A 24,917-nucleotide genomic window follows, 5' to 3' on the forward strand; every position below is an offset into this window, starting at 1 on the left:
ACCACCGTCTAACCGGCTATAATGTTCAGCTATTTTTGCCCGCCTAAGCCTTCAGTGGAAGGGTACCTATGTCCGGAAAAGCGCAACAGCAATCCCGTCTGAAAGAATTGATCGCCCGCGGTCGTGAGCAGGGTTACCTGACTTACGCGGAGGTCAATGACCACCTACCGGAGGATATTTCAGATCCGGAACAGGTGGAAGACATCATCCGCATGATCAATGACATGGGGATCAACGTATTCGAGACCGCGCCGGACGCTGATGCCCTGCTGCTGGCGGAAACCGATACCGACGAAGCCGCCGCCGAAGAAGCCGCCGCCGCCCTGGCCGCGGTGGAAAGCGATGTCGGCCGCACCACCGACCCGGTGCGCATGTACATGCGTGAAATGGGTACCGTGGAACTGCTGACTCGCGAAGGCGAGATCGAGATCGCCAAGCGCATCGAGGAAGGCATCCGCGAAGTCATGGGCGCCATCGCCCAGTTCCCGGGCACCGTCGACTACATCCTCAGCGAATACACCCGCGTCACCACCGAAGGCGGTCGCCTGTCCGACGTCCTCGCCGGCTACATCGATCCCGACGACGGCAGCCTGCCGAACGAGAGCGAGGTCCTGCCCGTCCCGAACAAGGCCACCGATGCCAAGGCCGTGGACGACGAGAAGGACGACGAGGAAGAGAGCGACGACGCCGACGAGGAAGAAGGCGACGGCGGTCCGGATCCGGAAGAGGCTCGCCTGCGCTTCGGCGCAGTCGCCGAGCAGCTGGAAAAGACCAAGAAGGTGCTGAAGAAGCACGGCCGCGACAACGACCACGCTGTGGAAGAATTCGTCGCCCTGGCTCTGCTGTTCTCGCCGATCAAGCTGGTGCCCAAGCAGTACGAAGCCCTGGTGATCCGCGTGCGCGAATCCCTGGAGCGGGTGCGTGGCCTCGAGCGCGCCATCATGCAGCTCGCCGTGCGCGATGCGCGCATGCCGCGCGCCGATTTCCTGCGCCACTTCCCCGGCAACGAGACCAACACCGAATGGACCGCCGGCCTGCTCAAGGGCAAGCCCAAGTACGCCGAAGGTCTCGAGCGTTTCCAGGCCGACATCAAGGCCAAGCAGGCCCAGCTGGCCGAGCTGGAGCGTGACTACGAGCTGAAAGTCTCGCAGATCAAGGACATCAACCGCGCCATGTCCATCGGCGAGGCTAAGGCCCGCCGCGCCAAGAAGGAAATGGTCGAGGCGAACCTGCGCCTGGTGATCTCCATCGCCAAGAAGTACACCAACCGTGGTCTGCAATTCCTCGATCTGATCCAGGAAGGCAACATCGGCCTGATGAAGGCGGTGGACAAGTTCGAATACCGCCGTGGCTACAAGTTCTCCACCTATGCCACCTGGTGGATTCGCCAGGCCATCACCCGCTCCATCGCCGACCAGGCGCGCACCATCCGGATTCCGGTGCACATGATCGAGACGATCAACAAGCTGAACCGGATCTCCCGCCAGATGCTGCAGGAGATGGGGCGCGAGCCGACCCCGGAAGAGCTGGGCGAGCGCATGGAGATGCCCGAGGACAAGATCCGCAAGGTGCTCAAGATCGCCAAGGAGCCGATCTCCATGGAGACGCCTATCGGCGACGACGAGGATTCGCACCTGGGCGATTTCATCGAGGACAGCTCCATGCAGTCCCCGATCGAAGTGGCTACCAGCGAAAGCCTCAAGGAAGCCACCCGCGACGTGCTCTCCGGCCTCACCGCCCGTGAAGCCAAGGTCCTGCGCATGCGTTTCGGCATCGACATGAACACCGACCACACCCTCGAGGAAGTGGGCAAGCAGTTCGACGTCACCCGCGAGCGTATCCGCCAGATCGAAGCCAAGGCCCTGCGCAAGCTGCGCCACCCGTCCCGCAGCGAGCACCTGCGCTCCTTCCTCGACGAGTAAGACGTAGCCGCTGCACCAGAAAACCGGAGCCCAGGCTCCGGTTTTTTTATGCCCGACAAGGGTTTGGCGATCCCCGCCACCCCCGGTATACTCCACCGCGCTATAGGGCCTATAGCTCAGTTGGTTAGAGCAGAGGACTCATAATCCTTTGGTCCACGGTTCAAGTCCGTGTGGGCCCACCATCTTTCAGGAGCCGCGCGTTGCGCGGCTTTTTTGTGTCTGCAAATCGCTCTTCACGCTTTTGGCACTCAGACGTGCAAAAGCGCCAGTATCCCAACCACCACTCCTCCCCCTGCCACCCCATAGACCGCGGCCTGCAGCCAGCGCCTCCGCGTCAGCAGGGTGATGGCGGCCAGGGAGATGGCGACCTGCATCAGCATGGTGGCCTGGGCCCAGCGGTGGTGGCGGTGGAGTTGGGTTTCGCTCAGGGCTTCGTTGGCCATGACCTTTTCCTCCAAGGCTTCGGCCTTGGTGCGGATCTCGGCTTTTTGCTGGGCATAGCGCTGGCTGTCCTGGGTGAAGCGCTGGGCGGTGTCGGGGTTGGTCGCGAGGGCAGCGCCCAGGTCGGCAAGATTCTGCTTTTCGCCCTTGGCCTGGTAGTAGCCCCACTGGTTGGCGGCTTCGGTCTTGGCGATGGCTTCTTCGTTCTTGTAGTAGAGCGCCAGGCTCTCGGCGTTGCCGCCCTGGTAGGCGCAGAGGGCGCCTAGCGTCGCCAGGATGGCGGTGGTGACGGCGATGCGGCCGGTGAGGCTGTCACGGCGATGGGCGCCGTGGGCGGCGTGTTCCACCTCGTGGTCGTGGGGGCCATGGACTTCGTATTCGCTGGACAAGACTCAGCTCCGCTGCGGATTCCTGCGGCGAGGCTAGCCCAGTCGACTTAAGGCCTTCTTAAGACTGGGGCAATCGTGCCTGCAGCCAGCGGCGCAGCGGACCGGCCACCCAGCGCTGCATGGCCAGGCCGAGCAGGACGATGAGCACCAGGTGCAGCGGCAGCATCCAGCCGGGAATAGGGATAGGCAGCGCCAGCACCTCGCCAACGTCTTCGGCCAGGTCTTCGAGGCTGTCGCCGGCCAGGTGCATCCAGCCCAGCAGGGTGCGGGTCCAGGGTTCGAGCACGCCGATCAGTGGGGTGTGGACGGCGAAGATGCACAGCGAGGCCTCGCCGAGGCGCTGGGCCAGGCGGCGCACGCCGGCGCGACCGGGTTCGCCGAAGGTGGCGCAGGCCAGCAGCACCGCGGCCTGGAAGGGCGTTAGCAGGCCATTGTGCACCAGGTAGAACCAGCGGCGGCCATCGCCTTCCAGCAGCAGGGCGCCCAGCCACAGGCCGGTCAGGCCGAACAGCAGCAGCGGCACGCGCAGGCGCTGGGTCGTCTCGGCCACCCAGGGCTCCTGCACGGCGCGATAGAGCAGGATGCCGAGCAGGAATTCCGGCAGGCGGATCAGCGGATTGCGGTGGATGACGCCCACGGTGACGGTATCGAAGGCCTGAGCCCAGGTGGCCACCAGCGGGCCGAGCAGATAGAGCCCCCAGAGCACGACGGCAGCCAGGGCCCAGCGCCGCAGGCGCATCAGTCGCGGGCCGAGCAGCGGAAACAGCAGGTAGAAGAACAGCAGCGCCGAGATCGACCAGGCGGCGCCGTTGAGCCAGAGAAAGCGCGGTTCCCAGGATTGCAGCAGGAGCAGTTGCAGGAGCACGTGGGTAGTGGCGGCCAGCCAGGACAGCGGCAGCATCTCGTCCAGCGTGCTGCCCTCCTCCAGCTGCAGATAGGGGTGCTGGTTGTAGTAGACCGGCACCCCGTGTTCCAGCCAGGAATCCTGGGACAGCCAGTAGGACAGCCCTAGCGCGACCAGCAGGGTCAGCAGGTGGATGGGATAGAGGTTGCACAGCCGCCGCAGGACGAAGCCACGGGAACTGCCCTTGAGCGCGCCCTGGCGATCCAGGCTGACGTGGGCCAGCAGGAAACCGGAGAGCAGGAAGAAGGTGCTGGTGGCGAAGAAGCCCATGCCGGCCAGGCGGCGGAAGGCATCCGGCAGATCGCTGTAGAGCCCGCCCAGGTGGTAGACGACCATGTACAGCGCCATGAGGAATCTCAGCCATTCCAGGCCGTAGTAACGGGCAGTGGGGCGGCTTGCGGTTGAAGAGGTCATGGCGGCGGTTTACGGCGGATAAGATCTGATTATAAGCCGCCTGGGCGTGAGCCCTGCCGATGTTCATGACAAAAGCATGACAACCGATTTCCCAAGGTTGCCATGCACCGCTCAGGACGCCGCAGTCCGAACGTCCTGCCGTGTCTTAAACCGGGACCGCTTCAGCCGGCGAAGGCAGGCTCCGGCAACCCCTGCACGCCGGGGTCCAGGGCGAACAGACCACCCGCCAGCGGCTGATCGCTCAGATCGCCACCCGGACGGATGGAGGTCACGAACAGGGTGTCCAGGTTGCGTCCGCCAAAGGCGCACATGGCCGGCTTCCTGACGGGCACGGCCAGGGAGCGATCGAGGCGGCCGTCGGGCGTGAAGCGATGTATCAGGCCGGCATCGTTGCCGCAGATCCAGTAGCAGCCGTCGACATCCACCGCGGCGCCGTCGGGCCGGCCGGGATGGGCGTTCATGTCGACGAACAGCCGCTGGTTGCTGGGTGTGCCCGAGTCGGGATCGTAGTCGAACGCCCAGATCAGCTGGCGGCTGGGATGGGAGTCGGACAGATAGAGGGTGCGACCATCGGGGCTCAGGGCCAGGCCGTTGGGCACGATGAGGTCGCCCAGCAGCAGCCGGGCGCCGTCGCCGGCCGTATGGCTGTAGAGGCGCCCAGCCGGGGCGCCCTGCGCCATGTCCTGCACCATGGTGCCCACCAGAAAGCGGCCCTGGCGATCGCAGCGACCGTCGTTGCATCGCATCGCCGGCTGGGCATGGTCGAGGGTGACCAGGCGCTCGCCGCTGAGTTGGCCGGAAACTTCGGCCTGTAGGGCGAAGAGGCCGCTTTCCAGGCCGGCGAGCCAGCCGCCGCCCTCGCGCGCAGCGATACAGGCGAGCATTTCCGGCGCGCTCCAGCTGTCCAGCGCACCCGTCGGGGTCCAGCGGTGCAGCCGTCTGGCCGGGATATCGACCCAGTAAAGCGCCTGTTCAGCGACGTGCCAGACCGGGCATTCGCCAGTGGTGTTACGGGCATCGACGAGCAATTCGGCAGTCATGGCGGCCCTCCTCAGTCGTCGAAGGGACCGGTGGCGACGAAGGCACCACCCTGGTAGACCATCGACGGATCGTCGGCCGCCGGCATGGGCTGGGCCTCGACCTTGGCGCGGAATTGCTCGGAGTTGTCCTTGGGCTGGAAGCCCAGGTGCGCGGCCAGGCGGTTGTCCCACCAGCTGTCGCGGTTGTCGGAGGCGCCATAGACTATGGTGTGGCCGACGTCGGGGGTGGTCAGGCTGCGCAGGATGAGATCGGTCAGGTCTTCGTAGCTCAGCCAGGTGGCGAGCATGCGGCGATTCTGCGCCTCGGGGAAGGAGGAGCCGATGCGGATGCTCACCGTCTCGATGCCATAGCGATCGAAATAGAAGGTCGCCAGGTCTTCGCCGAAGGCCTTGGACAGGCCGTAGTAGCTGTCCGGACGCTGGGGCACGTTGGCGTCGATGCGCTGGTCCTGGCGATAGAAGCCGATGACATGGTTGGAGCTGGCGAAGACGATGCGCCTCACCCCATGGCGCCGCGCGGCCTCATAGAGATTGAAGGTGCCGCGGATATTGGCTTCGAGGATGGGCTCGAAGGCGTGCTCGGTGGAGATGCCGCCGAAATGCAGGATGGCATCGACGCCTTCCACCAGGTCATGGACGCCAGCCTTGTCCGCCAGGTCGCAGGTCACCACCTCTTCCGCTGGTCCCTGGGCCGCATCCATCGGCGCGATGTCGGACAGCCGCAGGATCTCGGCATGGGGCTTGAGCCGCTGGCGCAGCTCCTTGCCCAGGCCGCCGGCAGCGCCGGTCAGCAGCAGACGATGAAAAGGTGACGAGGAGACTTCGGACATGAGCGGGCGCCTTCTTATGGAGTTATCTGGCAAGAGGTACGACATCCCACCTCTTTTCGCGATTCTCGCGGGCGCCTGGGGTCCTGTCAATGCTGCCTAGGTCGGCAGGCAGGGCAGCCGCAGGCGGAAGGTCGCGCCCTGCCCGGCGATGCTTTCCACGTGCAGGCTGCCATGGTGCGCCTTGACGATCTGGTCGGCGATATAGAGGCCCAGGCCCAAGCCGGCGATATTCTCGGTGCCGCTTGCGCGCTCGAACTGGCGGAAGATCAGCGCCTGGTGCTCCACCGGGATGCCGATGCCATGGTCCTTGACGCTCAACTCCACGTCGGCGCCATCGCTGCGCAGGGAAATCTCCACCGGACGCCCGGCGCCGTATCTCATGGCGTTGGTCAGCAGGTTGGTGATCACCTGCTCGATGCGGAATTCATCCCAGTAGCCGGGCGCCGGGCCTTCCGCGTGCAGCTCCACCGGGCAACCGGCGGCGGCGAATTGCGAGGCGAAGCTGTCGACCACCGTGTTGACCAGGGCGGCGAGGTCGCACTGCGAGGGGCGGATGGACAGCTTGCCGGTGCGGATCCGCGAGATGTCGAGCATGTCGTCGATCAGGTGCACCAGGCGCTGGATCTGCCGCTCGTCACGCTCGGCCATGCCGGCCAGCTTGTCGGGGGTGAAGGCCTCCAGCTTGCCCTTGTCCAGGTACATGCGGCGCAGCTGGGCTTCGAGCATCAGGGTGTTGAGCGGCGTCTTGAGTTCATGGGAGACCATGGACATGAAGTCGTCGCGGGTGCGGACCGCCTGCTGCAGCTCGACCTGGGTCTGGCGCAATTCGCCGAGCAGGATCTCCTGCTCCTGGCGACTCTGCTCCAGGGCCACCAGTTGCTCGGCCAGGCGCTTGCGGTGCCAGTAGAGATCGACGAAGACCCGGGTCTTGCTCTTGACCGCATGGACATCGAGGGGCTTGTGCAGGAAGTCCACCGCACCGCTCTCGTAGCCCTTGAAGGCGTAGTTGAGGTCGCGGCCGGCGGCGCTGACGAAGACGATGGGGATGTGCCGGGTCTTTTCCAGGCCGCGCATCATCTCCGCCAGTTCGAAGCCGTTCATGCCCGGCATCTGCACATCGAGGATCGCCAGGGCGAATTCGTGCATCAGCAGGAGCTCCAGCGCGGCCTCGGCGGAGCTGGCCTGGAAGATCTCCAGCGCCTCGCTGCGCAGCAGGGCTTCCAGTGCCAGGAGATTTTCCGGCAGGTCGTCTACGAGCAGGAGCTTCGCCTGTTCGACGGGTACTTCAGCCATGGTCGCGTTCCAGCTCGATGAGCAATAGATGGATGCCCGGCACATCCAGCACGAAATCCGGGTGGAATCTCTTCAGCGCCGCCTCGGGCATGGTCGGAACCTCGGCCGACTGCGGCGACTGGACGACGGTGACCGCTCCATTCTGAGCCAGGGCGTGCAGGCCGCTGGCGCCGTCTTGGTTGGCGCCGGTGAGCAGGATGCCGCAGACCTGCTCGCCCAGGGCATCGGCCGCGCTTTCGAACAAGACATCGATGGACGGCCGGGAAAACTGCACCGGCTCGTCGCGTGACAGCGACAGGGTGAAGTCGTCCTCCACCAGCAGGTGATAACCCGGCGGCGCGAAATACAGGCTGCCCGGCAGTATAGCGTCCTTGTCCTCGGCTTCGCGTACCCGCAAGGCCAGTCGCTGCTGAAACAGCTCGGCCAGGCGCGAATTGCGATCGTCCGGCAGATGGAGCACCACCGCCAGCGGCAGGCGAAAACTGGCCGGCAGGGTCGAAAGCAGGCGCAGCAGCACCTGCAGCCCGCCGGCAGAGGCTCCGATGACGATGAGGCGCAACGGCTTCAGGGGCGGGAACATGCTAGAGCCTGCGGAACAGCCGTTCCTGCTTCACCACCGGCTCGAAGTGTCTGGCGTAGGCGGAGAAGTCCAGCGACTCCTTGCTGCCCAGGCCGAGAAAGCCGCGGTGGCTCAGGGACTCGTGAAACAGGCCGAGCGCCCGATTCTGCAGATTCTTGTTGAAGTAGATGAGCACGTTGCGGCAGGAGACCAGCTGCGTCTCGGAAAAGACGCTGTCGGTGGCCAGGCTGTGGTCGGCGAAGGTCACGTTGGCGATCAGCGACTTGTCGAACAGGGCGCCGTCGTAGGCCGCGGTGTAATAGTCGGAAAACGCTCGGGTGCCGCCGGCCTTCTGGTAGCTGGCGGTGTAGGCGCGCATCCGCTCCAGCGGAAAGATGCCCTGGCGGGCCTTTTCCATGGAGCGCGGATTGATGTCGGTGGCATAGAAGAGCGTACGGTCGAGCAGCCCTTCCTCTTGGAACAGGATGGCCATGGAGAAGACTTCCTCGCCGGTGCTGCAGCCGGCGATCCATACCTTGAGCGAGGGATAGGTACGCAAGACCGGCACCACCTGCTGGCGCAGGGCGAGGAAGTAGCCTGGATCGCGAAACATCTCGCTCACCGGGATGGTGATGAATTGCAGCAGCTCGGCGAACAGCGCCGGATCACGCAGGACCCGCTCCTGCAGCATAGAGATGCTCGGGCAGTCGAAGCGCGTCAGCGCCTGCAGCACCCGCCGCTTGAGCGAGGCCTTGGAGTAATTGCGGAAGTCGTGGCTGTATCTCAGGAAGATGCCTTCCAGCAGCAACCTCAGCTCGATGTCCTGCAGCCGTTCGCTCATGACCTACAGCCGCTCCAGCGACGGCATCCAGACACGGATCAGCGAGAACAGCCGGTCCAGATCGATGGGCTTGGCCAGGTAGTCGCTGGCACCGGCGGCGAGGCAGCGCTCCTGGTCATCCTTCATGGCCTTGGCGGTGATGGCGATGATCGGCAGCTTCTTCATGTGCGGCCGCTTGCGGATCTCGCGCATGGCTTCGTAGCCGTCCATCATCGGCATCATGATGTCCATCAGCACCAGGTCGATGGTGTCGCTGTTGTCGAGCTTCTCCAGCGCTTCCAGGCCGTTGCGGGCGATCTCCACCTTGGCGCCCTTCTGCTCCAGGGCACTGGTGAGGGCGAAGATGTTGCGAACGTCGTCATCCACCAGCAGCAGGGTGCGGCCATCGAAGGCCTTTTCGCGGCTGCGGGCGCTTTCCAGCATGCGCTGGCGATCGAGCGGCATGTCGGCCTCGATCTTGTGCAGGAACAGGGTCACCTCGTCGAGCAGTCGCTCCGGCGAGCGCGCACCCTTGATGATGATGGAACGCGAATACTTGAGCAGCGCCGCTTCTTCGTCGCGGGTCAGGCTGCGACCGGTGTAGACGATCACCGGTGGGAAGGAGCAGATGTCTTCGCTGGCCATGCGCTGCAGCAGCTCACCCCCTTCCATGTCGGGCAGCTTGAGGTCGATGACCATGCAGTCGTAGACCTCGTCGCGCAGCAGTTCCAGGGCCTGGCTGCCCATCTCCACGGCGGTGATCTCCACATCCACGTCGCCGATCAGCTTGGCGATGCTGTCGCGCTGCAGGGCATCGTCTTCCACCAGCAGCACCCGCTTGATGCCGGCGGCGAACTTGGCTTCCAGCCGGGTGAAGGCCTCACGCAATTCGTCGCGAGTGGTGGGCTTGATGGCGTAGCCGACCGCGCCCATGTGCATGGCCGTCTCGATGCGATCCGAGGCTGAGACCACGTGCACCGGGATGTGCCGGGTCAGGGGATTTTCCTTGAGGCGCTCCAGCACCGTGAGGCCGGAATGATCCGGCAGTCCCATGTCCAGCAGGATGGCGTCGGGGCGGTACTCCAGCGCCGCGGCGAAGCCTTCCTCGGCGCGATGGGCGATCAGGCAGCTGTACTTCAGCTCGTGGGCCAGATCGAAGAGGATCTGCGCGAAGGGCACCTCGTCCTCGATCACCAGCACTCGACGATCCGGATAGGGCCAGCTGTCCCGGTCGTCAGCGAAGGCAGCTGCCACAGGCGCCGCTGCCTCGGTGACCGGCGGCGCTGCGGGCGGACGCGGGGTAGCGGCCAGGGTGGCGAGAGGCGCAGGTGCTGCAACCGGCATGGTGGCCTGCGCCGGGGCCATGACCGGCGTCACCGGCAGACCGGGCGCGGCGGCTTCCTGATACTCCAGCGGCAGGCGCAGGGTGAAGGTACTGCCCTCGCCCGGCTGGCTGGTGACGCCCAGGGCGCCACCCAGCAGCAGCGCCAGGTCGCGGGAGATCGACAGCCCCAGGCCGGTGCCGCCGTAGCGACGGGTAATGGCGCCGTCCGCCTGGCGGAAGGCCTCGAAGATCAGCTCCTGCTGCTCGGCGGCGATGCCGATGCCGGTATCGCTCACGGCGAAGCTGGGCTGGCCGTCTTCCAGCGACAGGCGCAGGGTCACCTGGCCGTGCTCGGTGAACTTGAAGGCGTTGGACAGCAGGTTCTTGAGGATCTGCTCGACCCGCTGGCGATCGCTGAAGAAGGTCGACGGCATCCGCTCGTCCAGCTCCACCACGAAGGCGACGCCCTTGTTCTGGGCCACCGGCTCGAAGGCGGTCTTCAGGGCTTCCACCAGGCGGCGCACGGACATCTGCTCCGGGCGGATCTCCAGCATGCCGGCCTCGACCTTGGAGATGTCGAGGATGTCGTTGATCAGGGTGAGCAGGTCGTTGCCCGCCGAATAGATGGATTCGGCGTAGCGCACCTGCTCGGCACTCAGGTTGCCCACCGGGTTGTCCGCCAGCAGCTTGGACAGGATCAGCGAGCTGTTCAGCGGCGTACGCAATTCGTGGGACATGTTCGCCAGGAATTCGGACTTGTACTGGCTGGCGCGTTCCAGCTCGCGCGCCCGGTCTTCCAGCAGTTGCTGGGCTTCGTTGAGGCGATTGTTGCGGTCGTCCAGCACGTCGCGCTGCTGCAGCAGTTCCTGGGCCTGCTCGGAGAGTTGCTCGTTGGTCTGCTCAAGTTCGGCCTGCTGCTGCTCCAGATGAACCTGGGATTCCTTGAGCGCCTGGGACTGTTCTTCCAGCTCTTCGTTGGCGGTGCGCAGCTCTTCCTGCTGTACCTGGAGCTCTTCGTTGAGTTGCTGGGTTTCCGCCAGCACCTGCTGCAGCCGCTGGCGATAGCGCGCGGCTTCCACCGAGGAACCGATGGAGTCGGCGATCAGGGTCAGCAATTCTTCGTCCTGCGGACGCAGGGCGCGCAGGAAGCCCAGTTCGACCACACCATTCACCCGGCCATCGTTCTCGATGGGCACGATGAGCGCCGCGCTGGCCTGGCGCTCGCCCAGCGCCGAATTGACCTTGAGGTAGTCGAGGGGCAACTGGTCGAGCGCCATTAGGCGACCGTCCAGCACGGCTTGCCCGGCCAGACCCTCGCCCGGAGAAAGGCGCTGGCGCCGGCGACGACTCTCGTCGTCGAGGGCGTAGTCGGCGACGCGCTCCAGGCTGCCGTCGTCGAGCCGTACATAGAGGGCACCGGCCGCGGCACCGAGATAGCGCGCCAGGAATTGCAGGATGCTTTGCCCCAGCGGCGCCAGCGTCGCCTGACCGATGACCGCTTCCGACAGCTGATTCTGGCCGGAGCGGAACCAGCTCTGTCGCTCAAGATTATCGGTGTGCTCGGCCTGTTGATCGAGCAGCCGGGTGTAGGTCGCGGAAAGCCGCATGAGTTCGCGGCGACCAAAGAAGGCCATGATGCCCGACAGCAGCAGGCTGACGACGAGGAAGGCCGCCACGAACACCACCGTCATGCGGCTGGCCGTCGCGGTACGCTCGGCGCGCATCTGCTCTTCGTAGGCGATGAAGTCGGTGTAGTCGCGGCGGATGCTGTCGATGCGATTCTTGCCCTGGCCATCGCTCAGGGGGGTCTGGAAATCCCCCCCGGTGCGGCGCGCCTCGATCACCTGGCTGGCGTATTGGCGCCACTCTCGGTGTACCGCTTCGATCCGCTCCAGTCGGCGGATCTGCACGGCGCTGTCGCTGACCAGATTCTTCAACTCATCCAGTTGCGGCTCGACATTGGGCAGGGCGCGCTCATAGGGCTGCAGGAACGCGGTATTGCCGCTCAGCAGATAGCCGCGCATCCCGGTTTCCAGATCGACCACCAGGCGGAAGTTGGCGTTGGCCTCGCTGATGACACGGTCGGTGTGCTCGACCCACTGGGTGACCTTCAGCAGGTAATAGATGATGGCGATGAAGAAGATCGCGCTGAAGACACCGATGCTCAGCGGCAGGGAAAGATTGCGCTTGAGGATCTGGCTGAAGTGCTTCTGATCGAGGGGCGACTCGCGATTCATGGGGTCTGAAAGCCTTGTACGGGACAAAACGGTCGGCGACGGCAAAGCCTCGGCCTGCGGGGGGGTGTCGTCACTGACCGTGGCGCAACCGACGGTCGATCAAGGATATCGACACGGGCTGGCCGAAAGGCCTCGAACAGGACCATGGAAGGCGCATCCGCCTAGCACGGACGTCTTGCCCTCCGGCCCCTTTCGCTCCGGTCGGCGCTGACCCCTCGGGTCAACCAGGCGATCGCGGCATTCGGGTCTCGATCAGGCCGCTGGTTCAGCGACGGGCAATCACCCAGACGGCATGGATGATACCCGGAATGTAACCCAGCAGCGTCAGCAGGATGTTCAGCCAGAAGGCGCCGCCGAAGCCGACCTGGAGGAAGACGCCCACGGGCGGCAGGATGATGGCGAAGATAAGGCGGATGAGGTCCATTTCAGGCTCCAGTAGTGGGCAGGCAAGAAGATGCCTCTAAGACTGGCAGGGCCTGAATCAGGTTCCGGCAGGCAATAAAAAACCCCGCCGAAGCGGGGTTTCGCAGACTTAACCCGACATCCTTGTCAGGCCGCCAATCCTTGGCCATCTATCCCTGTAAGTCTCTGCCCGACATCCGTGCCGGGGGGCCATCCTGGCCATATTTCCTTGAAGTCATCTGGAGCGCTGGGTACATCCTGTACCGCGATCCGATGGGTGTAGATTACGCAGCTATCAGAGACTAGGCGATGGCTTATCGCGGCGACGTGGTGTAAGCCAAAGCTTACACGACATGGCTTTTTACCTTGCTGGTCAACAGCTTAGAACGCCTCTTCGGCCAGGGCGTAGAGCGGCTGGGCGCCACTGCGCACGGCCGCAGCCAGGCTCAGGGTGCGCGGTAGCAGACGAGCGAAATAGAAATGCGCAGTGGCCAGCTTGGCTTCGGCGAAGGTCGCCTCCTGATCCGCCGCAGCGGCCGCCGCCCGGGCCCACAGGTAGCCATAGGCGACATAGCCGAACAGGTGCAGGTAGTCCACCGAGGCTGCCCCCAGTTCGTGGGGATCGCTGGCGCCGGCCTGCAGCAGCCATTCGGTCGCCCCGTCCAGCTGATCCAGCGCCTGGCGCAGGGGTGCGGCGAATTCATTGTCCGCCGGCAGACCGCTCAGATAGCCATGGACCTCTTCACTGAAGGGCCGGTAGAGAGCACCGCGGCTGCCGGCCAGCTTGCGGCCGACCAGGTCGAGGGCCTGGATGCCGTTGGTGCCTTCGTAGATCTGGGTGATGCGCACGTCGCGCACCAACTGCTCCTGGCCCCATTCACGGATGTAGCCATGACCGCCGAACACCTGCTGACCGGCGACGCAGAGTTCCAGGCCGAGATCGGTGAGGAAGCCCTTGGCCACCGGGGTGAGCAGCGCCACCAGGGCCTCGGCGCGTTCGCGCTCGACGGGCTCAGGGCTGTACTTGGCGGTGTCGAGCTGCAGGGCGACATAGCTGGAGAACAACCGGCCGCCTTCGTTCAAAGCCTTCATGGTCAGCAGCATGCGCCGCACATCGGGATGGACGATGATGGGATCGGCGTTCTTGGCGGCCTGCTGGATGCCGGTCGGCGAACGACTCTGCAGGCGCTCGCGGGCATAGGCCAGGGCATTCTGGTAAGAGCGCTCGCTCGAACCCAGGCCCTGGATGCCGACGCCCAGGCGCTCGTAGTTCATCATGGTGAACATGGCGGCCAGGCCCTTGTTGACCTCGCCCACCAGGTAGCCGACCGCGCCGTCGAAGTTCATCACGCAGGTGGCGGCGCCCTTGATGCCCATCTTGTGTTCCAGCGAGCCACAGGCCACGGCGTTGCGCGCGCCCAGGGCACCCGCCTCGTCCACCAGGATCTTGGGCACCAGGAACAGCGAGATGCCCCGGGAGCCGGCCGGCGCATCGGGCAGCTTGGCCAGCACCAGATGGATGATGTTCTCGGTGAGGTCGTGCTCGCCGGCGGTGATGAAGATCTTGGTGCCGGTGACCCGGTAGCTGCCGTCGATCTGGGGCTCGGCGCGGGTGCGGATCAGCCCCAGGTCGGTACCGGCATGGGGCTCGGTCAGGCACATGGAGCCGGCCCACTGGCCGCTGTAGAGGTTGGGCAGATAGGCCTGCTTCAGTTCTGCGCTGCCATGGGCGTGCAGGGCCAGGCAGGCACCGGCGCTGAGCATCGGATAGAGGCCGAAGGCCAGGCAGCTGGCGTGCATCATTTCCTCGACCTGGGCAGTGAGCACCTTGGGCATGCCCATGCCGCCGTATTCGGGATCGCCACCGACCCCGACCCAGCCGCCTTCGGCAAAGGCCTGGTAAGCCTGGCGGAAGCCCTGGGGCGTGGTCACTTCGCCGTTTTGCCAGTGGCAGCCTTCCTCATCGGAATTGCGATTGAGGGGCGCCAGTTCCTGGGCGCACAGCTTGCCGGCTTCTTCGAGGATGGCATCGGCGGTCTCGCCGTCCACCACTTCGGCCAGGGCAGGCCACTGACTCCAGCGGTCCCTGACCTTGAGGACGGCATCCAGCACGAAACGGATATCGCGAAGCGGCGGGGTGTAGTCAGCCATGTCGAGTCTCCTCGGAAGGTGTTCTTGTCGGTATGACCCGAGTGTAAGACCGAACCGGAAGGGAGACATAGGTTCATGATCTGACCTGGCGGTCAGCCGATCGGAGGTTCGCGCTGCTGGCTTCTTCGCATGCGTGAAAAAGCGAAAACCCCGCCGGAGCGGGGTTTTCAGTAGAGCGGCGACGGCTTAGTAGCCGAGGGCGAAGTCTTCCTCGGCCAGGGCCATCAGGCTGCCGGCGCCGGCCAGCAACGCCTCGGCGTGGGCGCGGGTACGGGGCAGCAGGCGCTCGTAGTAGAAGCGCGCGGTGGCCAGCTTGGCCTGGTAGAAGGCGGCCTCGTCGGTACCGGCGGCCAGTTTCTCGGCCGCGACCCGGGCCATGTCGGCCCAGAAGTAGGCCAGGCAGACATAGCCGGAGTACATCAGGTAGTCGACGGCGGCGGCACCCACCTCCTCGCGATCCTTCATGGCGGCCATGCCGACCTTGAGGGTGATCTCGCCCCACTCCTTGTTCAGCTTGGCCAGCGGCTCGACGAAGGCCTTGAGTTCGGCGTTTTCGGCGTTGGCCTGGCAGAACTTGTGCACCACCTTGGTGAAGGCCTTGAGCGATTCACCCTGGGTCATCAGCACCTTGCGACCCAGCAGGTCGATGGCCTGGATGCCGGTGGTGCCCTCGTAGAGCATGGCGATACGCGCATCGCGCAGGTTCTGCTCCATGCCCCACTCGGCGATGTAGCCGTGGCCGCCATAGATCTGCACGCCGTGGCTGGCCGCCTCGAAACCCACCTCGGTCATGAAGGCCTTGGCGATGGGGGTGAGGAAGGCCATCTGGGTCTCGACCTGCTGCTTCTGCTCCTCGTCCTGGCTGTACTTGAGGATATCCACCAGCTTGGCGGTGTAGTAGATCATCGCCCGGCTGCCCTCGGCGAAGGCCTTCATGGTCAGCAGCATGCGGCGCACGTCGGGGTGCACGATGATGGGATCGGCGGGCTTCTCGGGGGCCTTGGGACCGGTCAGGGATCTCATCTGCAGCCGCTCGCGGGCGTACTTCAGACCACCCTGGAAGGCCACCTCGGCGTGGGCCAGGCCCTGCAGGGCGGTGCCGATGCGAGCGAAGTTCATGAAGGTGAACATGCAGTTCAGACCGCGATTCGGCGGGCCGATCAGGAAGCCGGTAGCGCCATCGAAGTTCATCACGCAGGTGGCGTTGCCGTGGATGCCCATCTTGTGTTCGAGGGAACCGCAGTGCACGGCGTTGCGCTCGCCGGCCGCGCCGCTGGCGTCGGGCAGGCGCTTGGGCACGATGAACAGCGAGATGCCCTTGGTGCCAGCGGGGGCGTCGGGCAGGCGGGCCAGCACGATGTGGACGATGTTCTCGGCCATGTCGTGTTCACCGGCGGAGATGAAGATCTTGGTGCCGGTGATGGCGTAGCTGCCGTCCGCGCGCGGCTCGGCCTTGGTGCGCAGCATGCCCAGGTCGGAACCGCAGTGGGGTTCGGTCAGGCACATGGTGCCGGTCCATTCGCCGGTCACCAGCTTTTCCAGGTAGGTGTGCTTCTGCTCGTCGGTGCCGTGCTGCTCCAGGGTGTTCATGGCGCCGTGGGACAGGCCGGGGTACATGCCCCAGGACCAGTTGGCCTGGCCGACCATTTCCGACAGGGAGATGCCGAGTGACTCGGGCAGGCCCTGGCCACCGTGGGCCGGGTTGTGCGCCAGGCTCGGCCAGCCGCCCTCGACGAACTGGGCATAGGCTTCCTTGAAGCCATCGGGGGTCTTCACCCCCTCTTCGCTCCAGGTGCAGCCCTGCTGGTCGCCGATGCGATTGAGCGGCGCCAGCACCTGTTCGCAGAACTTGGCACCTTCTTCGAGGATGGCGGAGACCATGTCGGGAGTGGCGTCGCCGCAACCGGGCAGGCTCTGGTAGTGCGCGTCATAGCCCAGGAGTTCGTCGCGAACGAAGCGGATGTCCCGCAGGGGGGCTTTGTAATCGGGCATGACTGTTACCTCTTTGCGAATGCTTGTTGTCGAGGGTGGCGGCAGCGTCGCTGCAGACCTTCCGCCAGGGCGTTTAAACAGTTGTTTGAAACTAATGTTCCAGGCCTGCCCTGTCAAGCGTGGCGAGGACGAGTGGAACGACCGGTCAGTCCGCTTCGGCCAGGGCTTCGCGCAGGGCTGCCGCCGTCGTCGGGCGCACCAGCCGCGCCAGTTCCTGGCCGTCCTTGAAGAGGATCAGCGTAGGCCAGAGCTTGACGCGAAAGGAGCGTCCCAGGCGGCGACCGGGGCCGTCCTCGATCTTGAGATGGCGCACGCCGGGGTAGTCCGCGAGCGCCGTGGCCAGCAGCGGCTGGGCGGCACGACAGTGGCCGCACCAGGGTGCGCCGAACTCCAGCAGGGTGACACCCGGCAGGGCGTCGACATCGGTGCGGGCGGGCTCCTTTTCCGCATAGGTGGTCGTCATGGTCATGGCGGGGCTCCTGAAGTCGGTTCCAACGGTGGACAAGTCGCTGGCGGGACTGCTCGGTCACGGGAAAAGGATTAGGGTCGAAGCTGCGGTACGCCCCGATCTCTCGACAATAAAACAAGGCGCTCCATTTCTGCCTCCGTCTCCGCCCTTTCCCGAGGCCCGCCATGAGCCAGACAGCGACTTCCGTTTCACCCGCCACCCTGCGCAAGGTCATCTCCGCCGCGTCCATCGGCAATTTCGTCGAATGGTTCGATTTCGCCCTTTATGGCTTTCTCGCCACCCTGATCGCCGCGCACTTCTTCCCCAGTGGCGATGCCACCGCCGGGCTGCTTAAGACCTTTGCCGTCTTCGCCGTGGCCTTCGCCTTCCGGCCGCTGGGCGGTATCGTCTTCGGCCTGCTGGGTGACCGTATCGGCCGTAAACGGGTCCTGGCGCTGACCATCCTGATCATGGCCGGCGCCACGGCCCTGATCGGCATCCTGCCCAGCTACGCCACCATCGGCATCTGGGCACCCATCCTGCTGACGCTGATCCGTTGCGCTCAGGGCTTTTCCGCCGGCGGCGAATACGCGGGTGCCTGCGCCTACGTGATGGAGCATTCGCCGCGCGATAGACGCGGGCGCTATGGCAGCTTCGTGCCGGTCTCGACCTTTCTCGCCTTCGCCAGCGCGGCCCTGACCGCCTGGGGCCTGGAGCGGCTGCTGGGCGCCGCCACCATGGCCGACTGGGGCTGGCGCATTCCCTTCCTGGCCGCCGCGCCGCTGGGTCTGATCGGCCTCTACCTGCGGCTGAAGCTGGACGAGACCCCGGCCTTCCAGGCCCTGGAAGCCGACCATGAGGTCAGCCATTCGCCGCTGGGCGAGACGCTCAGGCTGCAGGGCCGTTCCATCCTGCGCCTGGGCGCCTTCATTTCGCTGACGGCGCTGTCCTTCTATATGTTCACCACCTACTTCTCCACCTACCTGCAGCTGGCTGGCGGCTTCGACCGGGCCGCGGCGCTGGCCATCAGCCTGATCACCCTGTTCGCCGCCGCAGCCGCCTGCCCGGTGCTGGGACGTGTCACCGACCGCATCGGTCGGCGCATGACCACGGTGTTGGCCAGCCTGGTCCTGGCGGTGGGCGTCTATCCGGCGCTGCTGCTGGCCAGTAGTGGCCAGTTCGGCAGCGCCCTGCTGGGTTCGCTGCTGCTGGGCGCCGGAGCGGTACTGTGCAACGTGGTGACGGCGCCGCTGCTCAGCGAGGTCTTCCCGACCCGCACGCGCTACACCGCCGGCGCCATCACCTACAACCTGGCCTACACCATCTTCGGCGGCACCGCCCCGCTGATGGCGACCTGGCTGATCGGCGCCACCGGCAGCAACCTCTCGCCAGCGCTCTACCTGATCCTGATCGCCCTGCTGGGCCTGGTCGGTGGCCTGAGCCTGCCGGAGACCTCCCGGATCGATTTGGACGACGTCAGCGAAGGCGACGAGGTCAGCTATCGCGCGGTGCGCAGCTAGACCGCTCGTCTCGTGACCGGCACTTCCTCCGGGTCCGTCTGCCGATAGGCAAAAGGCCCGGAGTTTCCCCCATGCCCGCCACTCACGATCTGCAACGCTTCCTCGACGCCCAGGCCGACACCTATGCCACCGCCCTGGCGGAGATCCGCGCCGGGCGCAAGCGCAGCCACTGGATGTGGTTCATCTTTCCGCAGATCCAGGGACTGGGTCGTAGCGAAACGGCACGCCACTACGCCATCGCCTCCCGCGACGAGGCCAGTGCCTACCTCGCACATCCGCTGCTGGGATCGCGCCTGCGGGAGATCACCGCGGCAGCGCTGGAGCATCCGGGGCTGTCCGCCACCGCGCTGTTCGGGCAGCCGGACGATCTCAAGTTCCACTCCAGCCTCACCCTCTTCGCTGCCGTGGCCGAAGATCCCGAACCCTTTCGCCAGGCGCTGAAGACCTTTTTCGCCGGTCAGCCCGACGAGGCCACCCTGACCCGCCTCTGCTAGCGCCAGAGTGCCGGCAGTGCGCCCTTGCGCCCGGTCACCGGATCGCTTGCCGGCAAGGGCACCCCGGCGATCAGTCCGACCGAGCGGGCGTGGGCGGCCGGATCGGCACGCTGGGTGATGAAGTCCTGCTGATCGGGCGGATAGGCGCCCACCACCAGGAAATTTGCACTGGACTGCAGGTTGCGGTGGCCGGTGCCCGCCGGTAGCACCACCACATCACCTGCGGTCACCTCCACATCCTGCCCCTGCTCGCCGCCCAGGCGCAGGGTAGCCCGACCGCGCGCCACGCCCAGCACTTCATGGGCATTGGGATGATAGTGATGGTAGCTATAGACGCCGTAGCGCCACTGCGGCGGCCAGGCGTTGTCGGCGAACAGTCGCTCCAGCGCCGCCGCACGGTCGGCACCCTCCAGCTGCACCTGGCGATAGAGCAGCACGGGCAGGCGGCTATTGGGGATGACGCCGTCATCGGCGAAATGCAGCTGCTCGGGCTGACCGGCCCCCACTGGCGCGGCCAGGGCCACGGTGGTGGGGGCGAGACCCAGCACCAGGGAGAGGATGGACAGTGATGGGCGATGCGCCATGCGGGACTCCAGGGGGCTTTGCCAATGGAGGCCCGCCTGCCGCCGAGGTTCAGCGTCCGCGACGAGGGGTCAGGCCAGCCACTCCCGCAACAGTGCCGTGGTCCGTTCCGGCAGCTCCAGTGGCGGCAGGTGGCCGCAGTCGTCCAGCACCACCAGATGCGAGCCCTGGATGCCGGCCGCCATGAGTTCGGCTTCGGCAGGCGGGGTGAGTTGATCCTGGGCGCCGACCACGATGAGGGTGGGCACCTGGACCTGGGCCAGGGTCGGCCGCGAATCGGGGCGGTCGATGATCGACTGCTGCTGGCGCAGGAAGGCCTCCTTGCCCACCGCCTTGCCCATGGCCAGCACGGTATCGGCCACCGGCGTGCCTAGGCGCGAGGCATGGATCAGGCGTGGCAGCAGTTGCGGACTGATGCCGAGAAAGCGACCGCGCTCAGCCAGGTCGAGCATGGCGCGACGCTGGGTGGCACGCTCGGGGGTATCCGGGCTGGCCATGGTGTCGAACAACGCCAGTCGCACTACCCGCTCCGGCGCCTGGCGCAGGATCTCGAAGGCCACATAGCCGCCCATGGACAGGGCGCCCAGGGCGAAACGCGGTGGCGCCTCGGCCAGGACCCGGCGGGCCAGCGCGGCGATGCCAACGTCGCGTGTGAGGTCGGGGATGGACACCGGGCAGGTGTCGGCCAGGTCGGCAGCCTGGGTGGCCCAGAGGCGCTGGTCACAGAGCAGGCCGGGAAGCAGGATCAGGGGTAGCGCGTCGGTAGCTGTCATCACTAAGAACTTGAGAGACACTGCGGAAAACGCGCAGTGTAGCGCGGATCACCAGCGAACCCGGCGGGCTTCGCGGGTTCCAAGGGACATTGCCAAGGATCTGGAAACATCCATGCGTACTGAAGGCTTCTTCGACTGGCTCGGCGCGGCGCTCGGCCAAGTCATCCGTTTTATCATCGACCTGTTCGGCTCGGTCCTGGGCGGCATCGCCGATGCCGTGCACGACTTTCTCCATGGCATGGCGCGCTCCATCGGCATGGACGACTCCTATATCAGCTTCGTGGTCCTGGCCATCGGCCTGCTGCTGCTCTACGCCGCGGTACGGGCCTTCATGGCCCGCTCGATAGTGGGCGGCGTCATCTGGCTGATCCTGGGCCTGATGGTGATGGGCTGGCTGATTCGCGGCTGACTGGTGGCCAGGCCGGCGGCCTGGCACATTAGGGCTCTCGCTCGGCACGGATGCCGTCATGACCCTACCGCTCTCCTCTGTATTAAAGTGCCACTGGCAACGCCTGCGGCCCGGGACACACTGCGCCCTCTGCGCCACCTGGCTTCCGCCCGGACTGCCGCTGTGCGAAGGCTGCGACAGCGAACTGCCCTGGCTCGGGCCACACTGCCAATGCTGCGCCCTGCCCCTACCGGTAGACGGCCTCCTCTGTGGCAGCTGTCTGGCCAGTCCGCCGGCCTTCGACCAGGTACTGGCGCCCTGGCGCTATGCCTTTCCGGTCGACACCCTGATCAACAGATTCAAGCACCGCGACCAGGGCAGTCTCGGTCGCCTGGCCGGGGCGCTGCTGGCGCGGCATCTGCAGCATCTGTTCGACGAAGGCCAGCCACGCCCGGACCTGCTGCTGCCGGTTCCCCTCTCACCCTTGCGCCTGCGCCAACGCGGCTTCAACCAGGCCGCCCTGCTGGCCAGCTGGCTCGGCAAGACGCTGCAACTGCCGGTGGATGGCAGGTTATTGCAGCGGGTACAGGAGCAACAGAGCCAGCAGGGCCTGAGTGCCAACCAGCGGCGGCGCAATCTCAAGCAGGCCTTCGCCCTGGTGAAGGACGCCCAGCTGCAGGGTCGCCACCTGGCCCTGGTGGACGATGTCCTCACCACCGGCGCCACCGCCGACAGCCTGGCGCGCCTGCTCAAGCGCGCTGGCGCCGCGCGGGTCGACGTCTATTGCCTGGCGCGGACGCCACCACCCGGCGACTAGCCGCTGTCACCAAAACGTCATTTAGTCTGACTAGCCTCGCCTGCACACCGTGAGGGAGCCATGAGCATGCACAACGACCAGACCGATCTCGAACGCCTCGTCCACTTCAGCCGCCGCCGCTTCATCGGCGCGGGTGCCCTGGCCAGCGCGGCCCTGTTCCTGGGCGGCGGCCTGCTCGGTCGCAGCGCCCTGGCCGACGCCGTCAGCGAGGCCACGGGCAATCCCCTGATCGGCTTCGCCAACATCCCGGCCTCCACCGCCGACACCCTGGTGGTGCCGCCCGGCTATCGCGCCAGCGTGCTCATCAGCTGGGGCCAGCCACTGCACACCGATGGCCCGGCCTTCCGCCCCGATGGCAGCCCCAGCGCCGCCGACCAGGCGGTGCAATTCGGCGACAACAACGACGGCATGGCCTTCTATCCCTTCCCGGACGATCCGGATCGGGCACTGATGGCGATCAACAACGAATACACCAACTACCGCTACCTGCTCAGCCACGGCACGCCGCCCAAGTCTCTGGAAGACACCCGCAAGGCTCAGGCCGCCGAGGGCGTCTCGGTGATCGAGGTGAAGCGCGTGGACGGCCAATGGCACTTCGTCCAGGGCTCGCCCTACAACCGCCGGGTACACGGCAACACGCCCATCGCCGTCAGCGGTCCGGCTGCCGGCCACGACCTGCTCAAGACCGCCGCCGACCCGGCCGGACGGGAGGTGCTGGGTACCTTCCAGAATTGCTCCAGCGGTGCCACGCCCTGGCATACCTATCTGACCTGCGAAGAGAACTTCACCGACGTCTTCGGCAGTCGCGATGCCAACCTGAAGTTCGATGCGGCCCAGAAGCGCTACAGCGTCAAGCACGCCAGCGTGGAGAACGACTGGCACCTGCACGACGACCGTTTCGACCTGGCGCAGAATCCCAACGAGCTCAATCGCCACGGCTGGATCACCGAGATCGATCCCTTCGATCCCCAGGCCAAGCCGGTCAAGCGCACCGCCCTGGGTCGTTTCAAGCACGAGAACGCCGCCCTTACCCGCACCCGCGATGGCCGCGTAGTGGTCTACATGGGTGACGACGAGCGCGGCGAATTCATCTACAAGTTCGTCAGCCGCGATCGCCTGCAGGACGATCCCAAGGCCAATCGCGAGCTGCTCGATCATGGCACCCTCTATGTCGCCCGCTTCGACGAAGGCGACCGTGATCCGAACCGCCCCAAGGGCCGCGGCCAGTGGCTGCCGCTGGTGCATGGCGAGAACGGCCTCACCGCCGCCAACGGCTTCGCCAGCCAGGCCGAGGTGCTCATCCACGCCCGCCAGGCCGGCACCCAGGTCGGCGCCACGCGCATGGACCGTCCGGAGTGGATCGCCGTCAGCCCCAAGGACGGCCAGGTCTATTGCACCCTGACCAACAACACCAAGCGCGGTGAAGACGGCATGCCAGTGGGCGGCCCCAATCCCCGCGCCAACAACCTCTACGGCCAGATCGTGCGCTGGCGCGAGAGCGACGACGATGCCGCGGCCCTGAGCTTCGACTGGGATCTGTTCGTCATCGCCGGCAATCCCAAGGTACACCCGGGCAAGCCGGAAGCAGGCTCGCAGCAGATCAATGCCGAGAACATGTTCAACAGTCCCGACGGCCTGGGCTTCGACGCTGCCGGCCGTTTGTGGGTGCTCACCGACGGCAAGTACAGCAACAAAGGCGACTACGAGGGCATGGGCAACAACCAGATGCTCTGCGCCGATCCGCGCAGCGGCGAGATGCGCCGCTTCCTGGTCGGCCCGGTCGGTTGCGAGGTCACCGGCCTGGCCTTCTCGCCGGACTACCGGACGATGTTCGTCGGCATCCAGCACCCCGGCGAGGAAGGCGGCTCCCAATTCCCGGAGCAACGAGCGGATGGTCAGCCCCGTTCCTCGGTGATGGTCATCAGCCGCGAAGACGGCGGTGTGATCGGCGCCTGACCGGCGAGCGGATAGCGCTCGAGCCTTCGCCATGGGGCTCGGGCATGCGCTAGCATCTCCCGGATGCAGGGTGGCAATCGCCATCGTCCCCCGTGACCGAGGAGCGCGCCATGTCTCATCCGTTCGAAAATCTGAGTCCCGACCTGGTCATCGACGCCATCGAAAGCCTGGGCTATCTCAGCGATGCCCGGGTACTGGCGCTCAACAGCTACGAGAATCGCGTCTATCAGATCGGCATCGAAGCCGAGACCCCGCTGATCGCCAAGTTCTATCGGCCGGATCGCTGGACCGATGCGGCCATTCTGGAAGAGCACGCCTTTTCCGCCGAACTGGAAGAGCGCGAGGTGCCCGTGGTCGCACCCTTGCAGCGCGATGGCCAGACTTTGTTTACCCATGCCGGCTTTCGCTTCGCACTCTTTCCTCGCCGTGGCGGTCGCGCGCCGGAGCCAGGCGATCTCAACCAGCTGCATCGCCTCGGCCAGTTGCTCGGTCGCCTGCATGCGGTGGGCGCCAGCCGACCCTTCCAGTACCGCGAGACGCTGGACGTCCAGGGCTACGGCCATGCCTCTCTGGACACCCTGCTCACCGGCAATTTCATTCCCAAGAGCCTGCTGCCCGCCTATGAATCCGTGGCGCGCGACTTGCTCCTGCGTCTCGACGAACTCTTCGAGAGTGTCAGCTACGACGTCATCCGCCTGCACGGCGACTGCCATCCGGGCAACCTGCTCTGTCGCGATGATGCCTACCATATGGTCGACCTCGACGATTGCCGCCACGGCCCGGCCATGCAGGATCTCTGGATGCTGCTGGCCGGCGATCGCCAGGAGCGGCTGACGCAGTTGTCCGAGCTGATGGATGGCTACGAGGAATTCCACGATTTCCAGCCGCGCGAGCTGGCCCTGATCGAGGGACTGCGCACCCTGCGGCTGATGCACTACAGCGCCTGGCTGGCGCGCCGCTGGGACGATCCGGCCTTTCCCAAGAGCTTTCCCTGGTTCGGCAGCGAACGCTACTGGGGCGACCAGATCCTCACCCTGCGCGAACAGCGCGCTGCGCTGGACGAGGCGCCGTTGCGACTGTTCTAGCCTTTGTGCGACTCAGTGGAAAAGGCTGCGCCGTTTTCCACGCTACAGGCGCCAATGCTCCCTCTCCCCTTGGGAGAGGGCCGGGGTGAAGGTAGGCCCTGCGATGAACTCTTCAATGGAAAAGACTGTGCCGTTT

21 protein-coding genes and 1 tRNA gene are annotated in these 24,917 nt (G+C 65.7%); 8 read left to right on the forward strand and 14 right to left on the reverse strand.

The window, feature by feature from the left end; all coding sequences use genetic code 11:
* Window positions 1-68: 68 nt before the first annotated feature.
* Window positions 69-1,922 carry an RNA polymerase sigma factor RpoD gene (gene rpoD / locus PVZ72_RS15180; RefSeq protein ID WP_187980515.1) on the forward strand — a complete coding sequence of 618 codons (1,854 nt, stop codon included), beginning with the start codon at window positions 69-71 and terminating at the stop codon, window positions 1,920-1,922.
* A 105-nt stretch (window positions 1,923-2,027) separates the two neighbouring features.
* A tRNA-Ile gene (locus PVZ72_RS15185) sits at window positions 2,028-2,104 on the forward strand.
* 66 nt (window positions 2,105-2,170) lie between these two features.
* Here the strand turns inward: PVZ72_RS15185 and PVZ72_RS15190 are convergent.
* The 12 genes from PVZ72_RS15190 to PVZ72_RS15245 form a co-directional block, all read right to left on the reverse strand.
* On the reverse strand, window positions 2,171-2,752 hold the full coding sequence (locus tag PVZ72_RS15190; RefSeq protein ID WP_273862377.1) for a DUF4337 domain-containing protein: 582 nt from the start codon (window positions 2,750-2,752) through the stop codon (window positions 2,171-2,173).
* A gap of 58 nt (window positions 2,753-2,810) precedes the next feature.
* A complete protein-coding gene (locus PVZ72_RS15195; protein ID WP_273862378.1) occupies window positions 2,811-4,070 on the reverse strand; it encodes an acyltransferase family protein in 1,260 nt (419 codons plus the stop codon).
* A gap of 161 nt (window positions 4,071-4,231) precedes the next feature.
* The gene (locus PVZ72_RS15200) at window positions 4,232-5,110 is read right to left on the reverse strand and encodes an SMP-30/gluconolactonase/LRE family protein (RefSeq protein WP_273862379.1); all 879 of its coding nucleotides are present in this window, start codon (window positions 5,108-5,110) and stop codon (window positions 4,232-4,234) included.
* Between the two features lie 11 nt (window positions 5,111-5,121).
* Entirely contained in the window at window positions 5,122-5,940 is an 819-nt protein-coding gene (locus PVZ72_RS15205) for an NAD-dependent epimerase/dehydratase family protein (protein ID WP_273862380.1), read from the reverse strand.
* 96 nt (window positions 5,941-6,036) lie between these two features.
* Complete coding sequence (locus PVZ72_RS15210; protein ID WP_187980520.1) at window positions 6,037-7,233, reverse strand: hybrid sensor histidine kinase/response regulator; 1,197 nt, start codon at window positions 7,231-7,233, stop codon at window positions 6,037-6,039.
* Window positions 7,226-7,813, reverse strand: a complete 588-nt coding sequence (locus PVZ72_RS15215) for a chemotaxis protein CheB (RefSeq protein ID WP_187980521.1) — start codon at window positions 7,811-7,813, stop codon at window positions 7,226-7,228. The genes PVZ72_RS15210 and PVZ72_RS15215 overlap by 8 nt, the downstream gene beginning before the upstream one ends.
* Before the next feature lies 1 nt (window position 7,814).
* A complete protein-coding gene (locus tag PVZ72_RS15220; protein ID WP_273862381.1) occupies window positions 7,815-8,633 on the reverse strand; it encodes a CheR family methyltransferase in 819 nt (272 codons plus the stop codon).
* A gap of 3 nt (window positions 8,634-8,636) precedes the next feature.
* On the reverse strand, window positions 8,637-12,173 hold the full coding sequence (locus PVZ72_RS15225; RefSeq protein ID WP_273862382.1) for a response regulator: 3,537 nt from the start codon (window positions 12,171-12,173) through the stop codon (window positions 8,637-8,639).
* Between the two features lie 265 nt (window positions 12,174-12,438).
* Window positions 12,439-12,597: a YqaE/Pmp3 family membrane protein gene (locus PVZ72_RS15230; protein WP_007159763.1), complete on the reverse strand. Its 159-nt coding sequence runs from the start codon at window positions 12,595-12,597 to the stop codon at window positions 12,439-12,441.
* Window positions 12,598-12,956: 359 nt separating this feature from the next.
* On the reverse strand, window positions 12,957-14,726 hold the full coding sequence (locus PVZ72_RS15235; RefSeq protein ID WP_273862383.1) for an acyl-CoA dehydrogenase C-terminal domain-containing protein: 1,770 nt from the start codon (window positions 14,724-14,726) through the stop codon (window positions 12,957-12,959).
* A gap of 186 nt (window positions 14,727-14,912) precedes the next feature.
* Window positions 14,913-16,718 (reverse strand): phenylacyl-CoA dehydrogenase, encoded by a 1,806-nt coding sequence (locus tag PVZ72_RS15240; RefSeq protein WP_273862384.1) that lies wholly within the window; start codon window positions 16,716-16,718, stop codon window positions 14,913-14,915.
* 145 nt (window positions 16,719-16,863) lie between these two features.
* A complete protein-coding gene (locus tag PVZ72_RS15245) occupies window positions 16,864-17,187 on the reverse strand; it encodes a thioredoxin family protein (RefSeq protein ID WP_187980525.1) in 324 nt (107 codons plus the stop codon).
* 164 nt (window positions 17,188-17,351) lie between these two features.
* On the opposite strand from PVZ72_RS15245, the gene PVZ72_RS15250 reads away from it, so the two are divergent.
* Both PVZ72_RS15250 and PVZ72_RS15255 read left to right on the forward strand, forming a co-directional pair.
* On the forward strand, window positions 17,352-18,686 hold the full coding sequence (locus PVZ72_RS15250) for an MFS transporter (RefSeq protein ID WP_273862385.1): 1,335 nt from the start codon (window positions 17,352-17,354) through the stop codon (window positions 18,684-18,686).
* A 71-nt stretch (window positions 18,687-18,757) separates the two neighbouring features.
* Window positions 18,758-19,180: a DUF1810 domain-containing protein gene (locus PVZ72_RS15255; protein WP_273862386.1), complete on the forward strand. Its 423-nt coding sequence runs from the start codon at window positions 18,758-18,760 to the stop codon at window positions 19,178-19,180.
* Here the strand turns inward: PVZ72_RS15255 and PVZ72_RS15260 are convergent.
* Both PVZ72_RS15260 and PVZ72_RS15265 read right to left on the reverse strand, forming a co-directional pair.
* The gene (locus PVZ72_RS15260) at window positions 19,177-19,764 is read right to left on the reverse strand and encodes a cupin domain-containing protein (RefSeq protein ID WP_273862387.1); all 588 of its coding nucleotides are present in this window, start codon (window positions 19,762-19,764) and stop codon (window positions 19,177-19,179) included. The genes PVZ72_RS15255 and PVZ72_RS15260 overlap by 4 nt on opposite strands.
* 69 nt (window positions 19,765-19,833) lie before the next feature.
* On the reverse strand, window positions 19,834-20,535 hold the full coding sequence (locus PVZ72_RS15265; RefSeq protein ID WP_187980528.1) for an alpha/beta fold hydrolase: 702 nt from the start codon (window positions 20,533-20,535) through the stop codon (window positions 19,834-19,836).
* A 112-nt stretch (window positions 20,536-20,647) separates the two neighbouring features.
* On the opposite strand from PVZ72_RS15265, the gene PVZ72_RS15270 reads away from it, so the two are divergent.
* The 4 genes from PVZ72_RS15270 (at window position 20,648) to PVZ72_RS15285 (ending at window position 24,781) form a co-directional block, all read left to right on the forward strand.
* Window positions 20,648-20,944, forward strand: coding sequence for a hypothetical protein (locus PVZ72_RS15270; RefSeq protein WP_133861974.1), 297 nt, complete (start codon window positions 20,648-20,650; stop codon window positions 20,942-20,944).
* A 58-nt stretch (window positions 20,945-21,002) separates the two neighbouring features.
* Window positions 21,003-21,740: a ComF family protein gene (locus PVZ72_RS15275; protein ID WP_273862388.1), complete on the forward strand. Its 738-nt coding sequence runs from the start codon at window positions 21,003-21,005 to the stop codon at window positions 21,738-21,740.
* Between the two features lie 66 nt (window positions 21,741-21,806).
* Window positions 21,807-23,696, forward strand: coding sequence for a PhoX family protein (locus PVZ72_RS15280; RefSeq protein ID WP_273862389.1), 1,890 nt, complete (start codon window positions 21,807-21,809; stop codon window positions 23,694-23,696).
* A gap of 110 nt (window positions 23,697-23,806) precedes the next feature.
* The gene (locus PVZ72_RS15285) at window positions 23,807-24,781 is read left to right on the forward strand and encodes a serine/threonine protein kinase (protein ID WP_273862390.1); all 975 of its coding nucleotides are present in this window, start codon (window positions 23,807-23,809) and stop codon (window positions 24,779-24,781) included.
* The last annotated feature ends 136 nt before the right edge of the window (window positions 24,782-24,917 follow it).

Source organism: Pseudomonas sp. LA5 (genome assembly GCF_028640825.1).
Taxonomy (GTDB): Bacteria; Pseudomonadota; Gammaproteobacteria; order Pseudomonadales; family Pseudomonadaceae; genus Chryseomonas; species Chryseomonas aestiva.